Below are 15,254 nucleotides of genomic sequence, written 5' to 3'. Positions count from 1 at the left end.
CGCGGTTTTTTGCATGCAACTTGTTCGTCAACTGATATATCAGTTGACCACATCCACCGGTCCGTGATCGTCAACATGGTCGCCGTGAACATGTTGCAATCGACCATTCACCAAATAATCAATGTGATCGCCATGCGGTACTTGTTCATGGCCGCAGTACTCATCATGCAACTCGCCTTCAACAACCGGGCTTTCACCATCAGGATTGTTAGCAGAGACAGGAATCACAGCCTCATCAAAATGGTCTTCATGTGGGTGATGAAGATGGCCGTTCTCAAGATAATCAACATGATCACCATGCAACAGTTTGGTGTGCCCACAAGCAAGGCTGTGGTGATGATGGGCATCTACTTCCGCAATCGTATGTGCCATTAAAAGTCCTCCTCTGTCATTACCTTAGTATTTTCATCGACACTCATTTTATATCATTATCGTTTTTCTAAAGTCAATTAAAAGACCCTTTCACGAACTAGTAATCATTACTATTTACTATATAAATGTGCTTTTAAGGCTCGATGCAACGTCCTTTTCGTTGATTAACATTTAAACTTTTCAATTTTTTAAAACTTGTAAAACTTGTTTTTCACTAAATAATGTATTTTTAGCATTAAACGATAGTGACCTTGTTAATTAGCATCTAAGCATCGTTCTTTACCATAATGTCTTCTACGCTGCTTAAGCGGCTATTTTACTTGTGATCTCCATACACGGGTGGTAATCTGATGCTGGTTATGGACACTCGACAGCATAACGATGTACTTAAATTGTAACTGTGTAAAACGAATCTTCTGACATTCATTTCAATAAGGAAAGCGGGTTTTATTGTGGCACAAGATATTCTGATTACAACGACCGAGAACATTCCCGGTAAGCATTACGAAATTATTGGCGAGGTTTTCGGCTTAACCACCCAGTCTAAAAACGTGATTAGCAACATCGGCGCAGGACTAAAGAATATTGTCGGCGGCGAAATCAAAGCTTATAGCAACATGCTGCATGAGTCACGGGAAAAGTCGATCGAACGGCTGCGCGATGAAGCCCGCAAAGTTGGCGGTGACGCCGTTGTCATGATGCGGTTTGACTCCGGGTCAATCGGCGGCGACATGCAAAGCGTTGTGGCGTATGGTACGGCGGTTAAGCTGCTCGACTAGTCTGACCTCTCACTAACAATCCAACTCACCTCGCTCACGAGGAAAAACAGGTTTTGCTTTGGCAGGGCCTGTTTTTGAAACCATTCATCTATTCGATGCGACGAAAGGAATTATCGCGAAATGCCACCGTTAGACTATCACCATCAGGATACTTGGCCGAATGGTTTTGGCCAGCAACAGTCCCCGATTGACCTGCGTGACGCAACCGCTGCGGATCCTTCAACGTTAACCATTGAGGAGCCTTGGCTGGTGGATCGGGAAATTGACGACCACGTTACCATCCGCTTAGCCGGACATGGGCTTACGCAGATCGACCAGACCCAGTGGCGCTTTGTTCAGGCGCATCTGCATGTGCCGGCAGAACACCAAGCCACCAATCAACGCGCCGCGGAATGGCATTTTGTACACCAGTCGGCCATTGGCGCACTTTGCGTCGTGGCGGTTTTATTACCGTTGGGCGATGGCATGCCGGTAATGAACAGTGTACTTGATCATTTTGTGGCCCAAAGCTCGCAGCCAGTGGCACTGCAACTCGACAGTTTATTGCCGCCAAAAGGGACGGTCTTTCGTTACCTCGGCTCACTGACCACACCACCGCTAACTGAAGGCGTCACTTGGTATGTCATCGATCAAACCGTCGTCACGATCAGTCCTCAACAACGCCAACGTTTTCAGCAACTTTTCCCGGACAATCATCGACAGCTTCAGGCCCGCAATGATCGTCCGGTTTTACATGGTCCATTTTTGCAAGGGTCGAAATAACTTGGCACCGTCATTGTAAGGTCGCGGCGCCCAACTTTTTTATTATCGTCTACTCGCCATGCTAACGCTCAGGAGGCTGGTGCATCATGAAGCGCAAACAATCGAAGAAACGTCATCATTGGTTAGGAAAAACTGTGCTCGGCTTATTCTTGTTGGCCGCTGGCGGTTATTGGTTCTGGTGGCAAATTGGCAGCCGACCGATCCACGCCCGAACTTATCGCAATACCAACGTCGTCACGGTTTTCATACCGGGCTACGGGAGTAATAGCCTGACATTTGGGCCCATGGTCAGCCGGTTTCAGAAGGATCACGCCACTAATCAAGTCACGACCATTAAAATTAGTGCCACCGGAAAACGCACGGTGACAGGTGCCAAGCGCTATGACGGAAAAAATCCGCTTATCAGCGTTGTCTTTGAAGATGCCAAGGCGCCGGTCAAAGAAACCCGGCAACTCACCGCCTTACTACATTGGCTGCGCACCAAACACCAGGTTAAGCGGGTTAACCTCGTCGGCCATTCCATGGGCAGTAACCTCAGCTTTCGGTATCTGACGACGCAACACACCGATGTCCAACCGCAAGTGGTCAAATATATCTCGTTTGCCAGCGAATTTTATCGTGATCCCACGTCGCAACTGGCACATTTTCCTAAATCCGTTCAAACCCTCGTCATTGGCGGCCAGATTTTCGGCGCAAAAGGCGACTGGGCAGTCAGTCTTGCTGGCGTCAAGCGGTACGAACAGGAGCTTAAAGCAGCTGGCGTTCCCACATCACTTTACATTTACCGCGGAACGCCGATCGGAGCTTACCACAGTAGTTTGCACCAAAATCCTTATATTGACGCTAAGATACTGCAGTTTTTGTTTACCTGATATCCGACATCCACTGCAACGAGCTAGCAATCAGTGTTTTTATAAATTTGGTGTTAGAATTGAGGCATCGAATCAGGTCAACCGGTGAAAACGCGTTCGCTGGCGCAGGAGTCTGCGTATAAGGACCTTGGTCGCAATGGCCTGAGCCCGGGCCATCATGCCCAAGGCCGCTTACACTCCGACTCCTAAACGCGCCAGCTCACGCTCTGAAGGGGGGATTGCTTTGAGTCAGGTTGTTATTTTCGGCATTATGTTGGCCACCGTGATTGTAGGCAATCTGCTTGCCCGTCATATTCCTAAGATCCCTCTACCTTTCTTCCTGATTGGCCTTGGTGCAGCGTTGGCCGTCATGCCGTCGTTGCGGAATTTTGCTATTGATCCATCGGTTTTCTCCTTCGCCATTATTGCCCCATTACTGTTTAACGAAGGTCAAAATGCATCACGGCTCCAGATTGGCCGGTCTTTGACCAACATTGTGTCGCTAGCGGTTGGTTTGGTGTTGTTTTCGGTCATCATTTTAGGCTTTAGCGTCCACGCCCTTTTCCCGGTTATTCCGCTTAGCTTGGCATTTGCCTTGATCGCCATTGTCACGCCTACCGACGCATCGGCAGTTAGTGCCGTTGCGCAGACAAACCCTTTGAGTGACAGCCAGATGCAGCTGTTAAATAATGAAAGTCTATTTAACGATGCGGCGGGCATTGTTGCCTTTGACTTGGCACTCTCCGCTTATGTTTCCGGCAGGTTCTCGGCAACCGATGCGTTATTGGATTTTCTGTTTGTCTTTTTTGGTGGCATTTTAGTTGGTGCGATTATCGGTACCTTGATCGTCAATCTCCGAGCGTGGTTAATTCGGATCGGTGACGATGAACCGCTCATTATGGTCGGCATCCAGCTGCTGACTCCGTTATTAGTTTATTTTTTGGCTGAAGAGCTGGCACTTTCCGGCATTTTGGCAGTGGTGGCGGCTGGGATTGCGCAAGGTGTTGAACGTGACCGATTACGGCTGACCAGCGCCCGCATGCAGATCATCAGCGCCAATGTCTGGGAAATGATTGCGGCGGTTTTGTCCGGATTGGTGTTTGTCCTGTTAGGCTTATCGTTACCGAATGTTGTCATCGAAGCCTTACGCGGCCAAGCCGGCTTATTCAGTTTGCTCGTGGGAATCGGTGTTTTCATTTACGCGGCAAAATCACTGGTTCGCTTCTTCTGGAGCCGCATGCTATTACGCATTGGCAAGAAAAATCGGTGGCGCAATGCCTTGATCATGATGCTAGGCGGCGCAAACGGAACCATCACGTTATCGTTGGCTTTTTCTATGCCACGGACGATTGACGGCCACGAATTCGCGCTGCGTCAGGGGTTAATCCTGATTGCAGCGGTGGTTATCCTGCTGAGCCTGATTGTGCCGGTGGTGGTGTTACCGTTCTGCGTGCCAAAACAGCCGAAGCGCAATCGCCAATATATCTGGTTACGGCGCATGTTGTCGGCTGGTATCGATGCCATGCGCGACGAAACCGAACATCACAGTGAGGCCCAGATCGTCGCTGATGCCTTGTCGCAGGAAATGATTCTAAACGACAACCCATCGCGCCGGCTGCAGCGGAGTATTTTTGAAAGCACCATTACAGCGGAAAAAGCGGCGATTGAAGCGTTGCGCGCCAATGGAACGATTACAAAAGATGAGGCGTATTATTATAACCGGTTTATCGACTTAAATGATTTCACGGCTGATCAGCGGCTATGGAAAAACCTGTTTTTGCGGATTCGCTTTTCCTTTAACATGGGGCGCATGTACAAGGCGTTTAATGAAGCCCAAAACGCCTTTTTGACCACGCCGCTTAACCTTGAGCCAATCTTTTGGAAGCGACAATTTACCGCGCATGGTGAGGATCTTCTGCCGATTGAGCAGGCGGGATATGATGCGGTGATGAAATATCTGACGCATATTGAAAACGCACAAAACCGCAGCGCTGTCAACACGATCCGCCGCTTCTACCGCGATCGCCATCGCCGGGTTCACTCCGACTCCTTCAACGGCGACATCCTCTACGCCATGTTTCTTAAAGCCTTCCACGCCGAATACGAATTCATCCAGCAGGCATTTGCGGACGGCAAGCTAAGTCGCGACATCATGCAACGCCTGCAAACCCGCATCACATTTGACGAGATTACCTATCTGAAAAATCAGGATAGTTTTATTGTGTGACTGTGCGTACACAAAAACGGTTCCGGAAAGATGATGATAAGATCATCTCTCCGGAACCGTTTTGCTGTTGTGGTGACTGTGAATTGTTATCGTAACTACGAAATGATTCAAGGTCTATATTCACAATCGAAATATAGAGGCGACTGAACACTTTTGTAGTGCCAAAGCGGAGCAATCGTAGGCCAGATGGGGCTCAGGAGTGAAATTGTTGTTGGTGGGGCGCCTTTTGCCCCGCCTACAACAAGGCCGAGCTTAGAGACTCTGCCGCTTTTGCAGAGGCTCTAAGTCGTGCCCACTCCGTTCCAGCCCCAGCTGGCCGGAGATTGCGTAGTTTGGCACGGCATAAAACTACTAGCCTAACTTTAACGCTTGGCTTTTGAGTCAGAATCCAACGCCATTTCGAGTTCATCCGCAGCTGTCTTGGCAACACTTTCGATTTTCGCCAAAACCTTGCCATACGGCTTCGGATCCTTATTGATATACCGCAACAGCCCAGCCATTCGTGCTGTCATGTCATACCAACTTTGATTCGGCATGCCGGAAATCTGGCCGACGCGCGCATTTGGCAAAACGTCGATCAACTGTTCCAAAGCATTTTTAACCACCGGCAACGCGCCCCGAACCCGATCCGAGTCCGCATACGTGGCATCGAAAATCAGTTGCATGAACCGATCAGGCTGTGAGTGCTTCGACGGGGTTGCGGCCCGCTCTGCACGAACGCCCATGACGACTTGCTGCAATCCAAGCAATGTCAGGCGCACAAGTTGATCATGCTGCGAAACACCAAGCTCAGGCATCGGATTAATCCCAATCAGGCTAAGTTCATCGTGACTCAAGCGCAAAGCTGCATTGGCAACAAAATCAGACAACTGCAAGCCAAGATGTTCACGCGAATCAGCAAACTCAAAGCGAACTTTGATCGGCCGCTCCAGTGACAGTGTCAGATAGCGGCTGACAATATCGGCCCCCATCACGAGCTGATTGCCTTCCAGCTCGTTACGATGATCAATCATAATCACGATACTGTCAAAAGTGGTATCTACATCCCGCAGCACATGAATCGTTGCCCCGATATACGGATAGAGATATTCCATTGACGGCGCAAAATCAGGATAAGTCGTTTTGCGTGAAAAGACCGTGTACATCCCCATATGCTCATGTTGCGCTGCTTTAATCAACTGCGTCAGTGCGTCGACTTGTTTGCCGCGCGCCTTGACTTCATCGCCAGGTTCCCAACCATACGGGTAAAGCGCATCCCGAAAACCTGCAAGACTTTCATCGTCACCTTCCGGGAAAACGGCTGCAATTCCCATATGCATCATGCGTGGATCCGGCCGCCGTTCTTCGAAACTTTCATCAATGAACAGCTGCAATTGTTTACCGGTGACCAATGGTGCTTCGGTGTGCATGCCGTAACTGGCACGCTGATTCCGCTGACTGGTGGCGTTGGTCGCAGAGGTGTTGTTGCTCGTACTACTTGCAGTTGCACCAGTTGCCGCATTGCGCTCATTTGACGAAGAGCGGATGACGCTTGGCGTATGGGTTTCAACTTTATTGACCACAGCCGGCACATGTTGCTTGGTTGCGTCTTGACTGGTCATTGACTGCGAGGCACTGGTAGAAGCCGATTGCGTCATTGGCTGCCAGTTTTGCGGATCGGCATTAGCCGCAAACCGATTCTGCTTAGGCCGCCCCGGACGTCGGGTGCTATTTGGCTTGTTTCGATCGGTCCGCACATTACGCCGTTCGTTTCGAACCGGTTCGTGTTCAGACTTGCCATTACGCCGGAATGTCTCGGTTTTACCGGTTGGCGTGTGCTGTTTAGTATGCCGCGCCGTTGTTTCATGCCGTTCATCGTTTTCGGCCGGTTTCACTGAAGCCGCAGCAGACTGGCTATTCGTTTGCGTCTGACGCTTCTTTGCTTCAGCTTGCGCCTCTTGTGTTGCCACATCCGGCTGCTGCCGAATGGTAAAGCGATGGTTCCGGGTTGACGGCCGCTTACTTGTGGTCGGCTGCTCGGTTGGTGCTTGTGAGTTAGTTGCCTGGTTTTGATGTTGATTATTTGTCCGGTTAGCCTGGCGTGCCGTCACGCTTGCCCGATTAACCCGGGTTGTTGTCCGGCGCTTTGGTTGTGTGCTTGCCGCATTTTCCTGCGCGTTAGCAGCCGCTTGGGTCGTTGACTGACTGTGATTGGTTGCCGATGCGCTCGTTGAGTTGGCTTGGCTGTGTGCCGGACGTCCAACGGTTCCGGTTGAAGTTCGCTTAGCTGCTGCTTTTGGCGTAGCTGGCGTCTTTGCAGCGGTCTTACGGGTTGCTACTTTAGCTGCTGGTTTCTTGGCAACAGTTTTCTTTGTCGTTTTGGCAGTAGCTGCACCTGCTGGCACTTTGCCTGATGCAATGATGCTCTCGATCTTGGCAGTCGTCTTGCGGCTGACTTTTTCACCGCGTAAGGCTTTGCGTAACGTCGGCACGGATACGCCGATGGCAACGGATGTAGCGTTGGTGTTCAGTTGGTGCTTTGCCATATAAGCATTTAATGATGCTTTTAACTTATTATCTTTATCCAAAATATTTCCTCATATCCTACTTAAATTTAAATGATTCGGTACTAGTTTAACGCAAACGAGGACGAACGAACATGATTTGGAACAGCAAGCGTTATACTTACAAATGTAGTACATGCCGGTTTCAAAAACGTCTGCATTTTGCGTTCACCTGTTTGCGCAAACTAGACTTTTCTTGTATAGTCTTTTTCTGTATGCCACTAGATGAAAGAAATGGGGATCAACATGCAACGAAAACTTAGCGGACGCCATATGCAAATGATTGCGCTTGGCGGCACCATCGGCGTAGGCCTGTTCATGGGTGCCGGCGCAACGATTAAATGGACCGGGCCATCAGTTCTGATTGCGTATATTGTTGCCGGTCTTTTTCTCTATCTCATCATGCGGGCCTTGGGTGAGATGCTGTATGTCGATCCGGCAACCGGCTCGTTTGCCAAGTTTGCCAGCGAATACATGCACCCGCTTTTCGGCTATCTGACCGCCTGGAGTAATATTTTCCAATTTGTGGTCGTGGGCATGTCAGAAATGATTGCCATTGGTGAATATTTTAAATTCTGGTGGCCCGGGCTGCCGGGATGGCTTCCTGGGCTCGTAGCGATCACCTTCCTTGTTTTAGCCAATCTGATTTCGGTGCGAATGTTTGGCGAATTGGAATTCTGGTTTGCGCTCATCAAAGTTGTCACCATTATTTTGATGATCGTTGCCGGACTCGGCGTCATTTTATTCGGTCTTGGTAATGGCGGCCATCCCGTGGGTATCAGTAATCTGTGGACCCACGGCGGCTTCTTCACCGGCGGCTTTAAAGGCTTCTGCTTCGCCTTATCGATTGTGCTCGGTTCTTACCAAGGCGTGGAACTCATCGGGATCACGGCAGGCGAAGCGGCTAATCCCAAGCCGACGATTGTTAAGGCGGTCAAAGATACGATTGGTCGAATCCTCATCTTCTACGTGGGCGCGATTTTCGTCATCGTGGCGATTTACCCGTGGGATCAGCTCAATACACTAGGATCACCGTTTGTGCAGACCTTCGCCAAAATCGGCATTACGTTTGCGGCATCCCTCATTAACTTCGTCGTCATCACGGCTGCCTTGTCCGGCTCGAATTCAGGCATCTATTCTGCCAGCCGGATGCTGTATACCTTGGCTGATGCCAAACAATTGCCGCGAATTTTCACCAAACTGAATCGTCATGGCGTGCCGTTTTACCCAGTCGTTTCCGTTGGCGCCGGCATTTTACTTGGCGTCATCTTAAACGCCTTATTGCCTTATGTGGCCCCTGCCGCCAAGAATGTTTTCGTGCTGGTCTATAGCTCCAGCGTTTTACCAGGCATGGTGCCGTGGGTCGTCATTCTCGTCAGCGAAACGCGCTTCCGCAAGGTTCACGCCGATAAAATGCCTGACCATCCTTTTAAAATGCCATTCGCACCTTACAGCAATTATCTCACACTTATTTTCCTCGCGTTCACTTTATTTTTCATGTTGCTCAATCCCGAAACCAGCATTTCGTTGTTAGTCGGTGTCATCTTCTTGACGCTCGTCTGCCTGCACTACTTTTTCCACTATCGCACCGGGGCGAAAAAACTTCCGCCAGCCGAGCATGATAACGATCATCGCTAAGAATTAGTGCGGTTTAGGCAGTGAAAAATTTGCATTTTTTCACTTTTAAAAGAAGCCGCGTTCTCATCTTTTGTTCCATTTTTCCGATCATGTTTTTATTTCTTCACTAGTTTGTATAATGGACTTGTAGGAAGAAAGGAAGGTTGCTTTTATGAAAACGATCAATATTGGCGACGTCACGGTACCAATTGTGGGCATGGGTACTTGGTATCTGGGCGAAGGCAACGCTGCGCAGAGTGCTCGTGAAACCGAAGCCTTAAAATACGGGCTGGATCACGGCTTGAACGTGATTGATACTGCGGAAATGTACGGGAATGGCGCTGCGGAATCCCTGATCGGCGGTTTTCTGGGTGATTACAACCGGAGCGACATTTATTTGATTTCCAAGTTCTATCCGTCCCATGCAGACAAAAAGCAAATGCGGACGGCGCTGACCAATAGCCTGTCCCGCCTTAAAACCGATTACCTCGATCTCTACTTGTTGCATTGGCGTGGGGCAACCCCATTAGCAGAAACGCTTGAAGGCCTCCAGGACTTGAAAAAAGAAGGCCTGATTCGCCAATACGGTGTTTCCAATTTTGATGTTGACGACATGGATCAGCTCACGATGGAACCCGGTGGCGATCAAGTTGTCGCTAACGAAGTGTTATACAATTTGCAATCACGCGGCATTGAATATGACCTCCTACCACGTCAAAAGCAAGCCGGCATCACGACGATTGGCTACTCGCCTTATGGTTCCGGCAGTGGTAAGTCAATCAAGTTGACCCCGGAGCTCGTGGATCTGGCCAAAGCCAAGGGCGTTTCAACCCATCAGCTTATGCTGGCATGGGTACTGCGTAATGGCGATGTGCTGTCGATCCCGCGTACCGGCGAAGCCAGCCACATGGCCGAAAATATCGCAGCTGCCGACGTTACATTTACGCCGGATGAACTAGCGCTGTTTGACCAAGCGTTCCCGGTACCGCGTCACCATATTCCGCTTGAAATAATTTAAACCTAGCACACTGCCGGTCTTGAGCGTCGCTTAGTCTAAAAAATTCGGCGAGCGCTTTCATGCCTCAATAAAAAACGTTATACTGATAACAACTATTTTTCAGGAAAGGACCTTTGTTGTGAAAATCTTTGTTGTCGGTGCCCACGGTCAGATTGGCCAGCTACTGGTGCACAAACTATTGGATCGCGGTGATACCGTGACAGGCGGTTATCGCGATCCGCTCACCCAGATGCCTGATCCGCAGAAAAACTTTCGGGCAGTCGAACTTAATCTCGCATGGCCGGTCTCACGCTTGACAGAACTTTTTGCCGGCCACGACGCCGTTATCTTTGCTGCCGGTTCGCGGGGTAAGGACTTACTCGGCGTAGATCTCGACGGCGCGATCAAAACCATGAAAGCAGCCGAAGCCGATGATGTCGGCCGCTTCATTATGTTAAGTGCGTTGGATGCCGAGGATCCCGCAAGATGGCCGGAAGAGCTGCACGATTATTACATCGCCAAGTATTACGCTGATGAGTGGCTGATTCATAACACTGATCTGGACTATGTCATTGTCCAGCCGACCGCCCTCACCAATGACCCGGCGCAAGGCACCATCACGCTGCAACCGCAACGGCCATCGACCATTCCGCGAGCCGATGTCGCTGATGTCCTCGTCGCTGCTTTAGACAGCAACCGCCATCGCGAAACAATCAAAATCGCCAGTGGCAACACACCGATCCCCGAAGCCGTTAAAAGTTGACGAACCGGACCAGCCGTGCTAATTTTAAAGCAACGTTAAAGCGAAAGTGAGGTCTGTCCATTGAAGTAAGCCAATTGTTGAAAATGTCCAAGTCCTGTTCTCAGCAACGGGATCAGTGCGGACTTTTTGACAATTGGGCTTGATCAATGGCGGAGGCTCCGTTTATTTTGATCAGCCCTGAATTATTTGGGGCTGTTTTTTTATGAGCGTGAACCGGCGCGCTCAGGAGCCGGAGTGTAAGTGGCCTTGGGCGTGATGGCGCTCTTTGCCATTGCGACCAAGGTCCTTACACGCAGGCTCCTGCGCCGGTGAACGCGTTACGGAAAGCTGGGCATGAATTGCCAGGCGTTTTCAGTTACGCCATCGCACGCCACTGCGTACCCCCAAAAAACTCAAAAAGTCAGCTGATCTTTCTTCTGATAGCACAGGCATATCCGCGAAAGGACGTGGCTGTATGTCAACGATTCAAATCAAACACCTTTATTTTGCCTATGACGGCCAGGCGCCACTTTTCAGCGATGCCGGATTTAACCTCGATACTGGTTGGCACCTTGGCTTAGTTGGCCGTAACGGTCGTGGTAAAACCACGTTGCTGCGGTTATTGCAGCAGCAACTGGATTATCGCGGAACGATCACGGTTCCCATGCCTTTGCGCTATTTTCCGCAAGCGCTGGACGAGAGCCAACTGACGCTTCACGCAGCGCAAGCCTTTCAAGACGTGGCGCAATGGCAACTGGAACGCGAACTAAATTTATTGCATGCCGACCCTGATATCTTGTGGCGGCCGTTTCGAGATCTATCTGGCGGTGAGCAAACCAAGGTCCGCCTCGCCTTGCTCTTCATCCAAGACGATGGCTTTGCACTCATTGACGAGCCGACGAATCACCTCGACTTGCGCAGTCGTCGCCAAGTCGCTGCCTACCTAAAACAAAAGCCGGGCTTCATTGTGGTCAGTCACGACCGGGATTTTCTCGACGCTGTCACCGACCATACGCTGGCTATCGAACGCCAAAAAATCACGCTTTACCAAGGCAACTACACCACCTTTACCACGGAAAAGCAGCGGCAGGATCAAACCGAGCTCGCGCAAAATGCTCAGTTAAAAACTGAAATCAGCCGCTTGAAGCAAACTGCCCACGCCAAAAAAGTTTGGGCGGAAAACAAAGAACGCAGCGTTTACGGCAAGCGCCACGAAAAAGATAGCGGGCACAATAACACCCGCGGCTTCATCAGCGCCCGGGCAGCAAGAACCATGAAAAAAAGCAAAAACCTGGAACACCGCATGGATAAGGAAATTGCGGCAAAAGAACAGTTGCTTAAAAATTTGGAGAAAGTCGATCCACTCACCATGGCGCCACAACCAACCCATCATCACCATTTGATTGTGGCCGAAAATGTTCAGGTCGGTTATGATCAGCCGCTTTTCCAGCCAATTTCATTTACGTTGCACCCCGGCGACCGAGTGGCGATCGTCGGTGAAAATGGCAGCGGTAAATCGACGTTGATCCGTGCTTTGCTAGGACATTTTACCGGCAATCAAACCGGGCTTCTGACCTTGGCGCCGGTTGCTTTGAGTCTGGTACGCCAGCAATACCCTGACAATCGCGGGTTACTGCCGGACTTTGCCGAAAAGCGGCACCTCAACCTCGAAATTTTGCTTAACAACTTGCGTAAGCTCGGGATGCCGCGCGCCGATTTTGCCACGCCGATCGAATACCTTAGTATGGGCCAGCAAAAGAAAGTCGAAGTTGCGCGTTCGCTTGCAACCCCAGCCTCCTTGTATATTTGGGACGAGCCGCTCAATTATCTGGACACTTACAATCAAGACCAGATCATGGCCGCGATCACCCGCTATCAACCAACGATGCTATTTGTGGAACACGATGAGCATTTTATCAATAAAATTGCCACGAAAGTTGTCCGCCTGACGCCACTAACCTAATCAGAAATGGATCCGCCCGGCATGATATCCGAGACACATTGCCCGCAAATTAAGCGGTTCCATGGTATACTCACGGTGAAAGCTTCAAAACAAGAAAGGATGGATAGCATGGCAGAACGATCTTTGTATCATACCTATGTCCGCAACGAAAATGGTTTAGTCGGTGAAAGTTATGTCGAAGGCAATCAAGGGTTAGCCCTTGGTGTTTCCAGTTCGCTTCTGGACGCTCCTGGCACCAATCCGGAGCAATTCATTGCATTTGCCCTGTCCACTTGTTTCAACGCAACGATTCGCATCGTCCAGCATCGTGAAGGTACTGCAGAAGATTCGCAACTACGCACCCGAGTGGACATTGAGCGCGACAAAATCGGCTACAAATTCATTGTTGATGCGCAAATTCTCATGCCAAGTCACACACGCGAAGAAGCACAAAAAATTGTGACCCAGGCATTAGATGAGTGCCCTGTCGCTAAACTGTTAAAAGAAAACGAAAATGTCAGCTTCCGAATTGTTGACGAGTTCACCGATGAGCCGACGTTAGGTGAATAATGAGCGGTAACGGTTGTTCTTCGTCTACATTCGCTTAAGCAAAAAAAGTACGCCAGGAATTGCGGTCGGCCCTGTCAAGTTGACAGATGAAATAATATAAAATTTTGGTAGCTTTTAGATGGCCTTATTCCAGTATTCTTCTGGGGTAAGGCCGTCTCTTTGTCCTGAACGGTTGTCGTGATTGAAATAGTGGATCCCATCTTCAACGAGCTGGACGAACTCCTTATAAGTTTTTGCCATTGGGTGACGATCCATCCACCGCAGTTTAAACTCATTCCACCAGCGCTCTATCGGTGCGTTGTCATAGGGGGTTCCCGGTCGCGACATACTTCGTGTCACTTCAAACTGGCTAAGGTAGCGGTTGAATGCCTTAGATGTATAGGCGGAGCCACGATCAGTATGAATGAGCGGATGGACGTTGCCGGCGCGAGTGAAAGCGCGCTGGAAGACCTGAATCTCGGCGGCGGTTGTTTCGGTTGCACTCAGGTTATAAGCCAACAGATTGCGGCCATAGAGGTCAAGAACGCCACTGAGGCGCATCTTGTACTCGCTGTTGATACCGTATTTCAACTCGGTTGAGTCGGCTAGCCAGACTTGATTAGGACGTTCCACGTAGAAACATTGATTGAGCACATTGTCTTGCAGGTACTGTTCAGATTGCTTGACGCGACTATGCCGTTTTTGGCGGATCTGACATCGAATGCCAAGCTCGCGCATGACGCGACGAACTTGTTTGATCGTGACTGGAAAGTCAATTAGCTCATCCTGTTGTAAGTTGATCAGGAGATTCCCGGCGCCAATGCCTTGGTGATGAAAGTCAAACCAATATTGGGTCCGCTCCTTGAGCTGCCGATCGTGGGCCTCCCACACTGTTTTCTCCCGCCTTAAGCCTTTGTAATAAGCTTGACGGCTGACGCCAATAACGTCCAATAACTTTGTGACAGCGCCGTGGTGGCCTTGACTAACTTCTTCAATGGCACGGTAAGCTTGTCGGTGTTGTTTGATCACTCCTTGTGCTGGATTTCCAGTAATTTTTTTACAAAGGCCTCCACTAGCTCTTTGTCCTTGAGCTCAGCTTCTAGTTGACGAATGCGCAGTTTGGCCTTGTCTAATTCGGTTAGATCACGCTTGTCTTTGTGGTGACCACGGTTATCCACCAGCGCCTCATAACCGCCTTCGCGAGCCTTGATCACCCAAGACCGTGCCTGTTGATAAGACACATCAAAATGGGCTGCCGCTTCAGTATAGGAGTGCTTACCCTTAGTGACATATTCAACGACTTTAATGCGTTCTTCGAAGGTGGTTGTACGACTCATGGTGGGGACCTGCTTTCTAGACGGTGAAGCCGTCAACGATTGATGATCCCTATTATACATGGCTATCCAACGTTGCAGTTGTGTTGATGAACGCAGACCAAATTGCATCGTAACTTCGGCTAATGACCCTTCACCACTAAGATAAGCAAGCACTGCTTCAAGCTTTAGCTCTTTGGTATAATGTTGATTCTTTCGAGCTTCCTCTAATCCCTTAATCCCATCACGTTCATAGAGTGTCTGCCAACGTTGTAATGTACGATCACCAAGACCGTGTTGACGAGAGAAACTACTGATACTTGTATTCGAATGTCTGAACTCCTCCAATATGTGTAACTTTTCTTGAGCTGTATGCTTAGATCTGGGCATAGAAAATCCCTCCATGATCATCAGATGAATTATGATATTTCATCTGACAACCATAAAGGGATTATCGCAAATCTTCCGAGACTTCTGGCGTACTTTTTTTATTTTTCCGTCAAGAATCCTGTGTCTCAAAACCTTAATCCACCGTGCGCGTTACACTTGACCATAAGTGG

General features: G+C 49.6%; 13 protein-coding genes. 9 read left to right on the top strand and 4 right to left on the bottom strand.

What is annotated here, in order from left to right:
• Window positions 1–39: 39 nt before the first annotated feature.
• Entirely contained in the window at window positions 40–372 is a 333-nt protein-coding gene (locus tag LACSTY_RS02665) for a hypothetical protein (RefSeq protein ID WP_025012759.1), read from the bottom strand.
• A gap of 452 nt (window positions 373–824) precedes the next feature.
• Between LACSTY_RS02665 and LACSTY_RS02660 the strand changes: the two genes are divergently transcribed.
• The 4 genes from LACSTY_RS02660 (at window position 825) to LACSTY_RS02645 (ending at window position 4,991) form a co-directional block, all read left to right on the top strand.
• Window positions 825–1,151, top strand: coding sequence for a heavy metal-binding domain-containing protein (locus LACSTY_RS02660; protein ID WP_010493417.1), 327 nt, complete (start codon window positions 825–827; stop codon window positions 1,149–1,151).
• A gap of 120 nt (window positions 1,152–1,271) precedes the next feature.
• Window positions 1,272–1,913, top strand: a complete 642-nt coding sequence (locus tag LACSTY_RS02655; protein ID WP_087911622.1) for a carbonic anhydrase family protein — start codon at window positions 1,272–1,274, stop codon at window positions 1,911–1,913.
• An 86-nt stretch (window positions 1,914–1,999) separates the two neighbouring features.
• On the top strand, window positions 2,000–2,785 hold the full coding sequence (locus LACSTY_RS02650; protein WP_087911621.1) for an alpha/beta fold hydrolase: 786 nt from the start codon (window positions 2,000–2,002) through the stop codon (window positions 2,783–2,785).
• 223 nt (window positions 2,786–3,008) lie between these two features.
• Window positions 3,009–4,991, top strand: coding sequence for a cation:proton antiporter (locus tag LACSTY_RS02645; protein ID WP_087911620.1), 1,983 nt, complete (start codon window positions 3,009–3,011; stop codon window positions 4,989–4,991).
• 362 nt (window positions 4,992–5,353) lie between these two features.
• On the opposite strand, the gene LACSTY_RS02640 is transcribed toward LACSTY_RS02645, so the two are convergent.
• Complete coding sequence (locus LACSTY_RS02640) at window positions 5,354–7,558, bottom strand: DUF3800 domain-containing protein (RefSeq protein ID WP_087911619.1); 2,205 nt, start codon at window positions 7,556–7,558, stop codon at window positions 5,354–5,356.
• 222 nt (window positions 7,559–7,780) lie between these two features.
• On the opposite strand from LACSTY_RS02640, the gene LACSTY_RS02635 reads away from it, so the two are divergent.
• The 5 genes from LACSTY_RS02635 to LACSTY_RS02615 all read left to right on the top strand — a co-directional run bounded on the left by LACSTY_RS02635 (window position 7,781) and on the right by LACSTY_RS02615 (window position 13,402).
• Window positions 7,781–9,172 carry an amino acid permease gene (locus tag LACSTY_RS02635; RefSeq protein WP_087911618.1) on the top strand — a complete coding sequence of 464 codons (1,392 nt, stop codon included), beginning with the start codon at window positions 7,781–7,783 and terminating at the stop codon, window positions 9,170–9,172.
• Window positions 9,173–9,323: 151 nt separating this feature from the next.
• Entirely contained in the window at window positions 9,324–10,169 is an 846-nt protein-coding gene (locus LACSTY_RS02630; RefSeq protein WP_087911617.1) for an aldo/keto reductase, read from the top strand.
• 118 nt (window positions 10,170–10,287) lie between these two features.
• Window positions 10,288–10,911: an SDR family oxidoreductase gene (locus LACSTY_RS02625; RefSeq protein ID WP_087911616.1), complete on the top strand. Its 624-nt coding sequence runs from the start codon at window positions 10,288–10,290 to the stop codon at window positions 10,909–10,911.
• A 454-nt stretch (window positions 10,912–11,365) separates the two neighbouring features.
• Window positions 11,366–12,853 carry a ribosomal protection-like ABC-F family protein gene (gene abc-f / locus LACSTY_RS02620; RefSeq protein WP_087911615.1) on the top strand — a complete coding sequence of 496 codons (1,488 nt, stop codon included), beginning with the start codon at window positions 11,366–11,368 and terminating at the stop codon, window positions 12,851–12,853.
• 108 nt (window positions 12,854–12,961) lie between these two features.
• Window positions 12,962–13,402 (top strand): OsmC family protein, encoded by a 441-nt coding sequence (locus LACSTY_RS02615; protein ID WP_025012766.1) that lies wholly within the window; start codon window positions 12,962–12,964, stop codon window positions 13,400–13,402.
• A 114-nt stretch (window positions 13,403–13,516) separates the two neighbouring features.
• Here the strand turns inward: LACSTY_RS02615 and LACSTY_RS02610 are convergent, their stop codons facing one another.
• Window positions 13,517–14,410, bottom strand: a complete 894-nt coding sequence (locus tag LACSTY_RS02610) for an IS3 family transposase (RefSeq protein WP_087911614.1) — start codon at window positions 14,408–14,410, stop codon at window positions 13,517–13,519.
• On the bottom strand, window positions 14,407–15,084 hold the full coding sequence (locus LACSTY_RS02605) for a helix-turn-helix domain-containing protein (RefSeq protein WP_087911613.1): 678 nt from the start codon (window positions 15,082–15,084) through the stop codon (window positions 14,407–14,409). The genes LACSTY_RS02610 and LACSTY_RS02605 overlap by 4 nt, the downstream gene beginning before the upstream one ends.
• Between the last annotated feature and the right edge of the window lie 170 nt (window positions 15,085–15,254).

Origin of the sequence: Lacticaseibacillus styriensis, assembly GCF_030770295.1 — a bacterium.
GTDB lineage: Bacteria > Bacillota > Bacilli > Lactobacillales > Lactobacillaceae > Lacticaseibacillus > Lacticaseibacillus casei.
The sequence above is the reverse complement of the archived record's forward strand: the minus strand, read 5'-3'. Positions and strand labels throughout refer to the sequence as shown.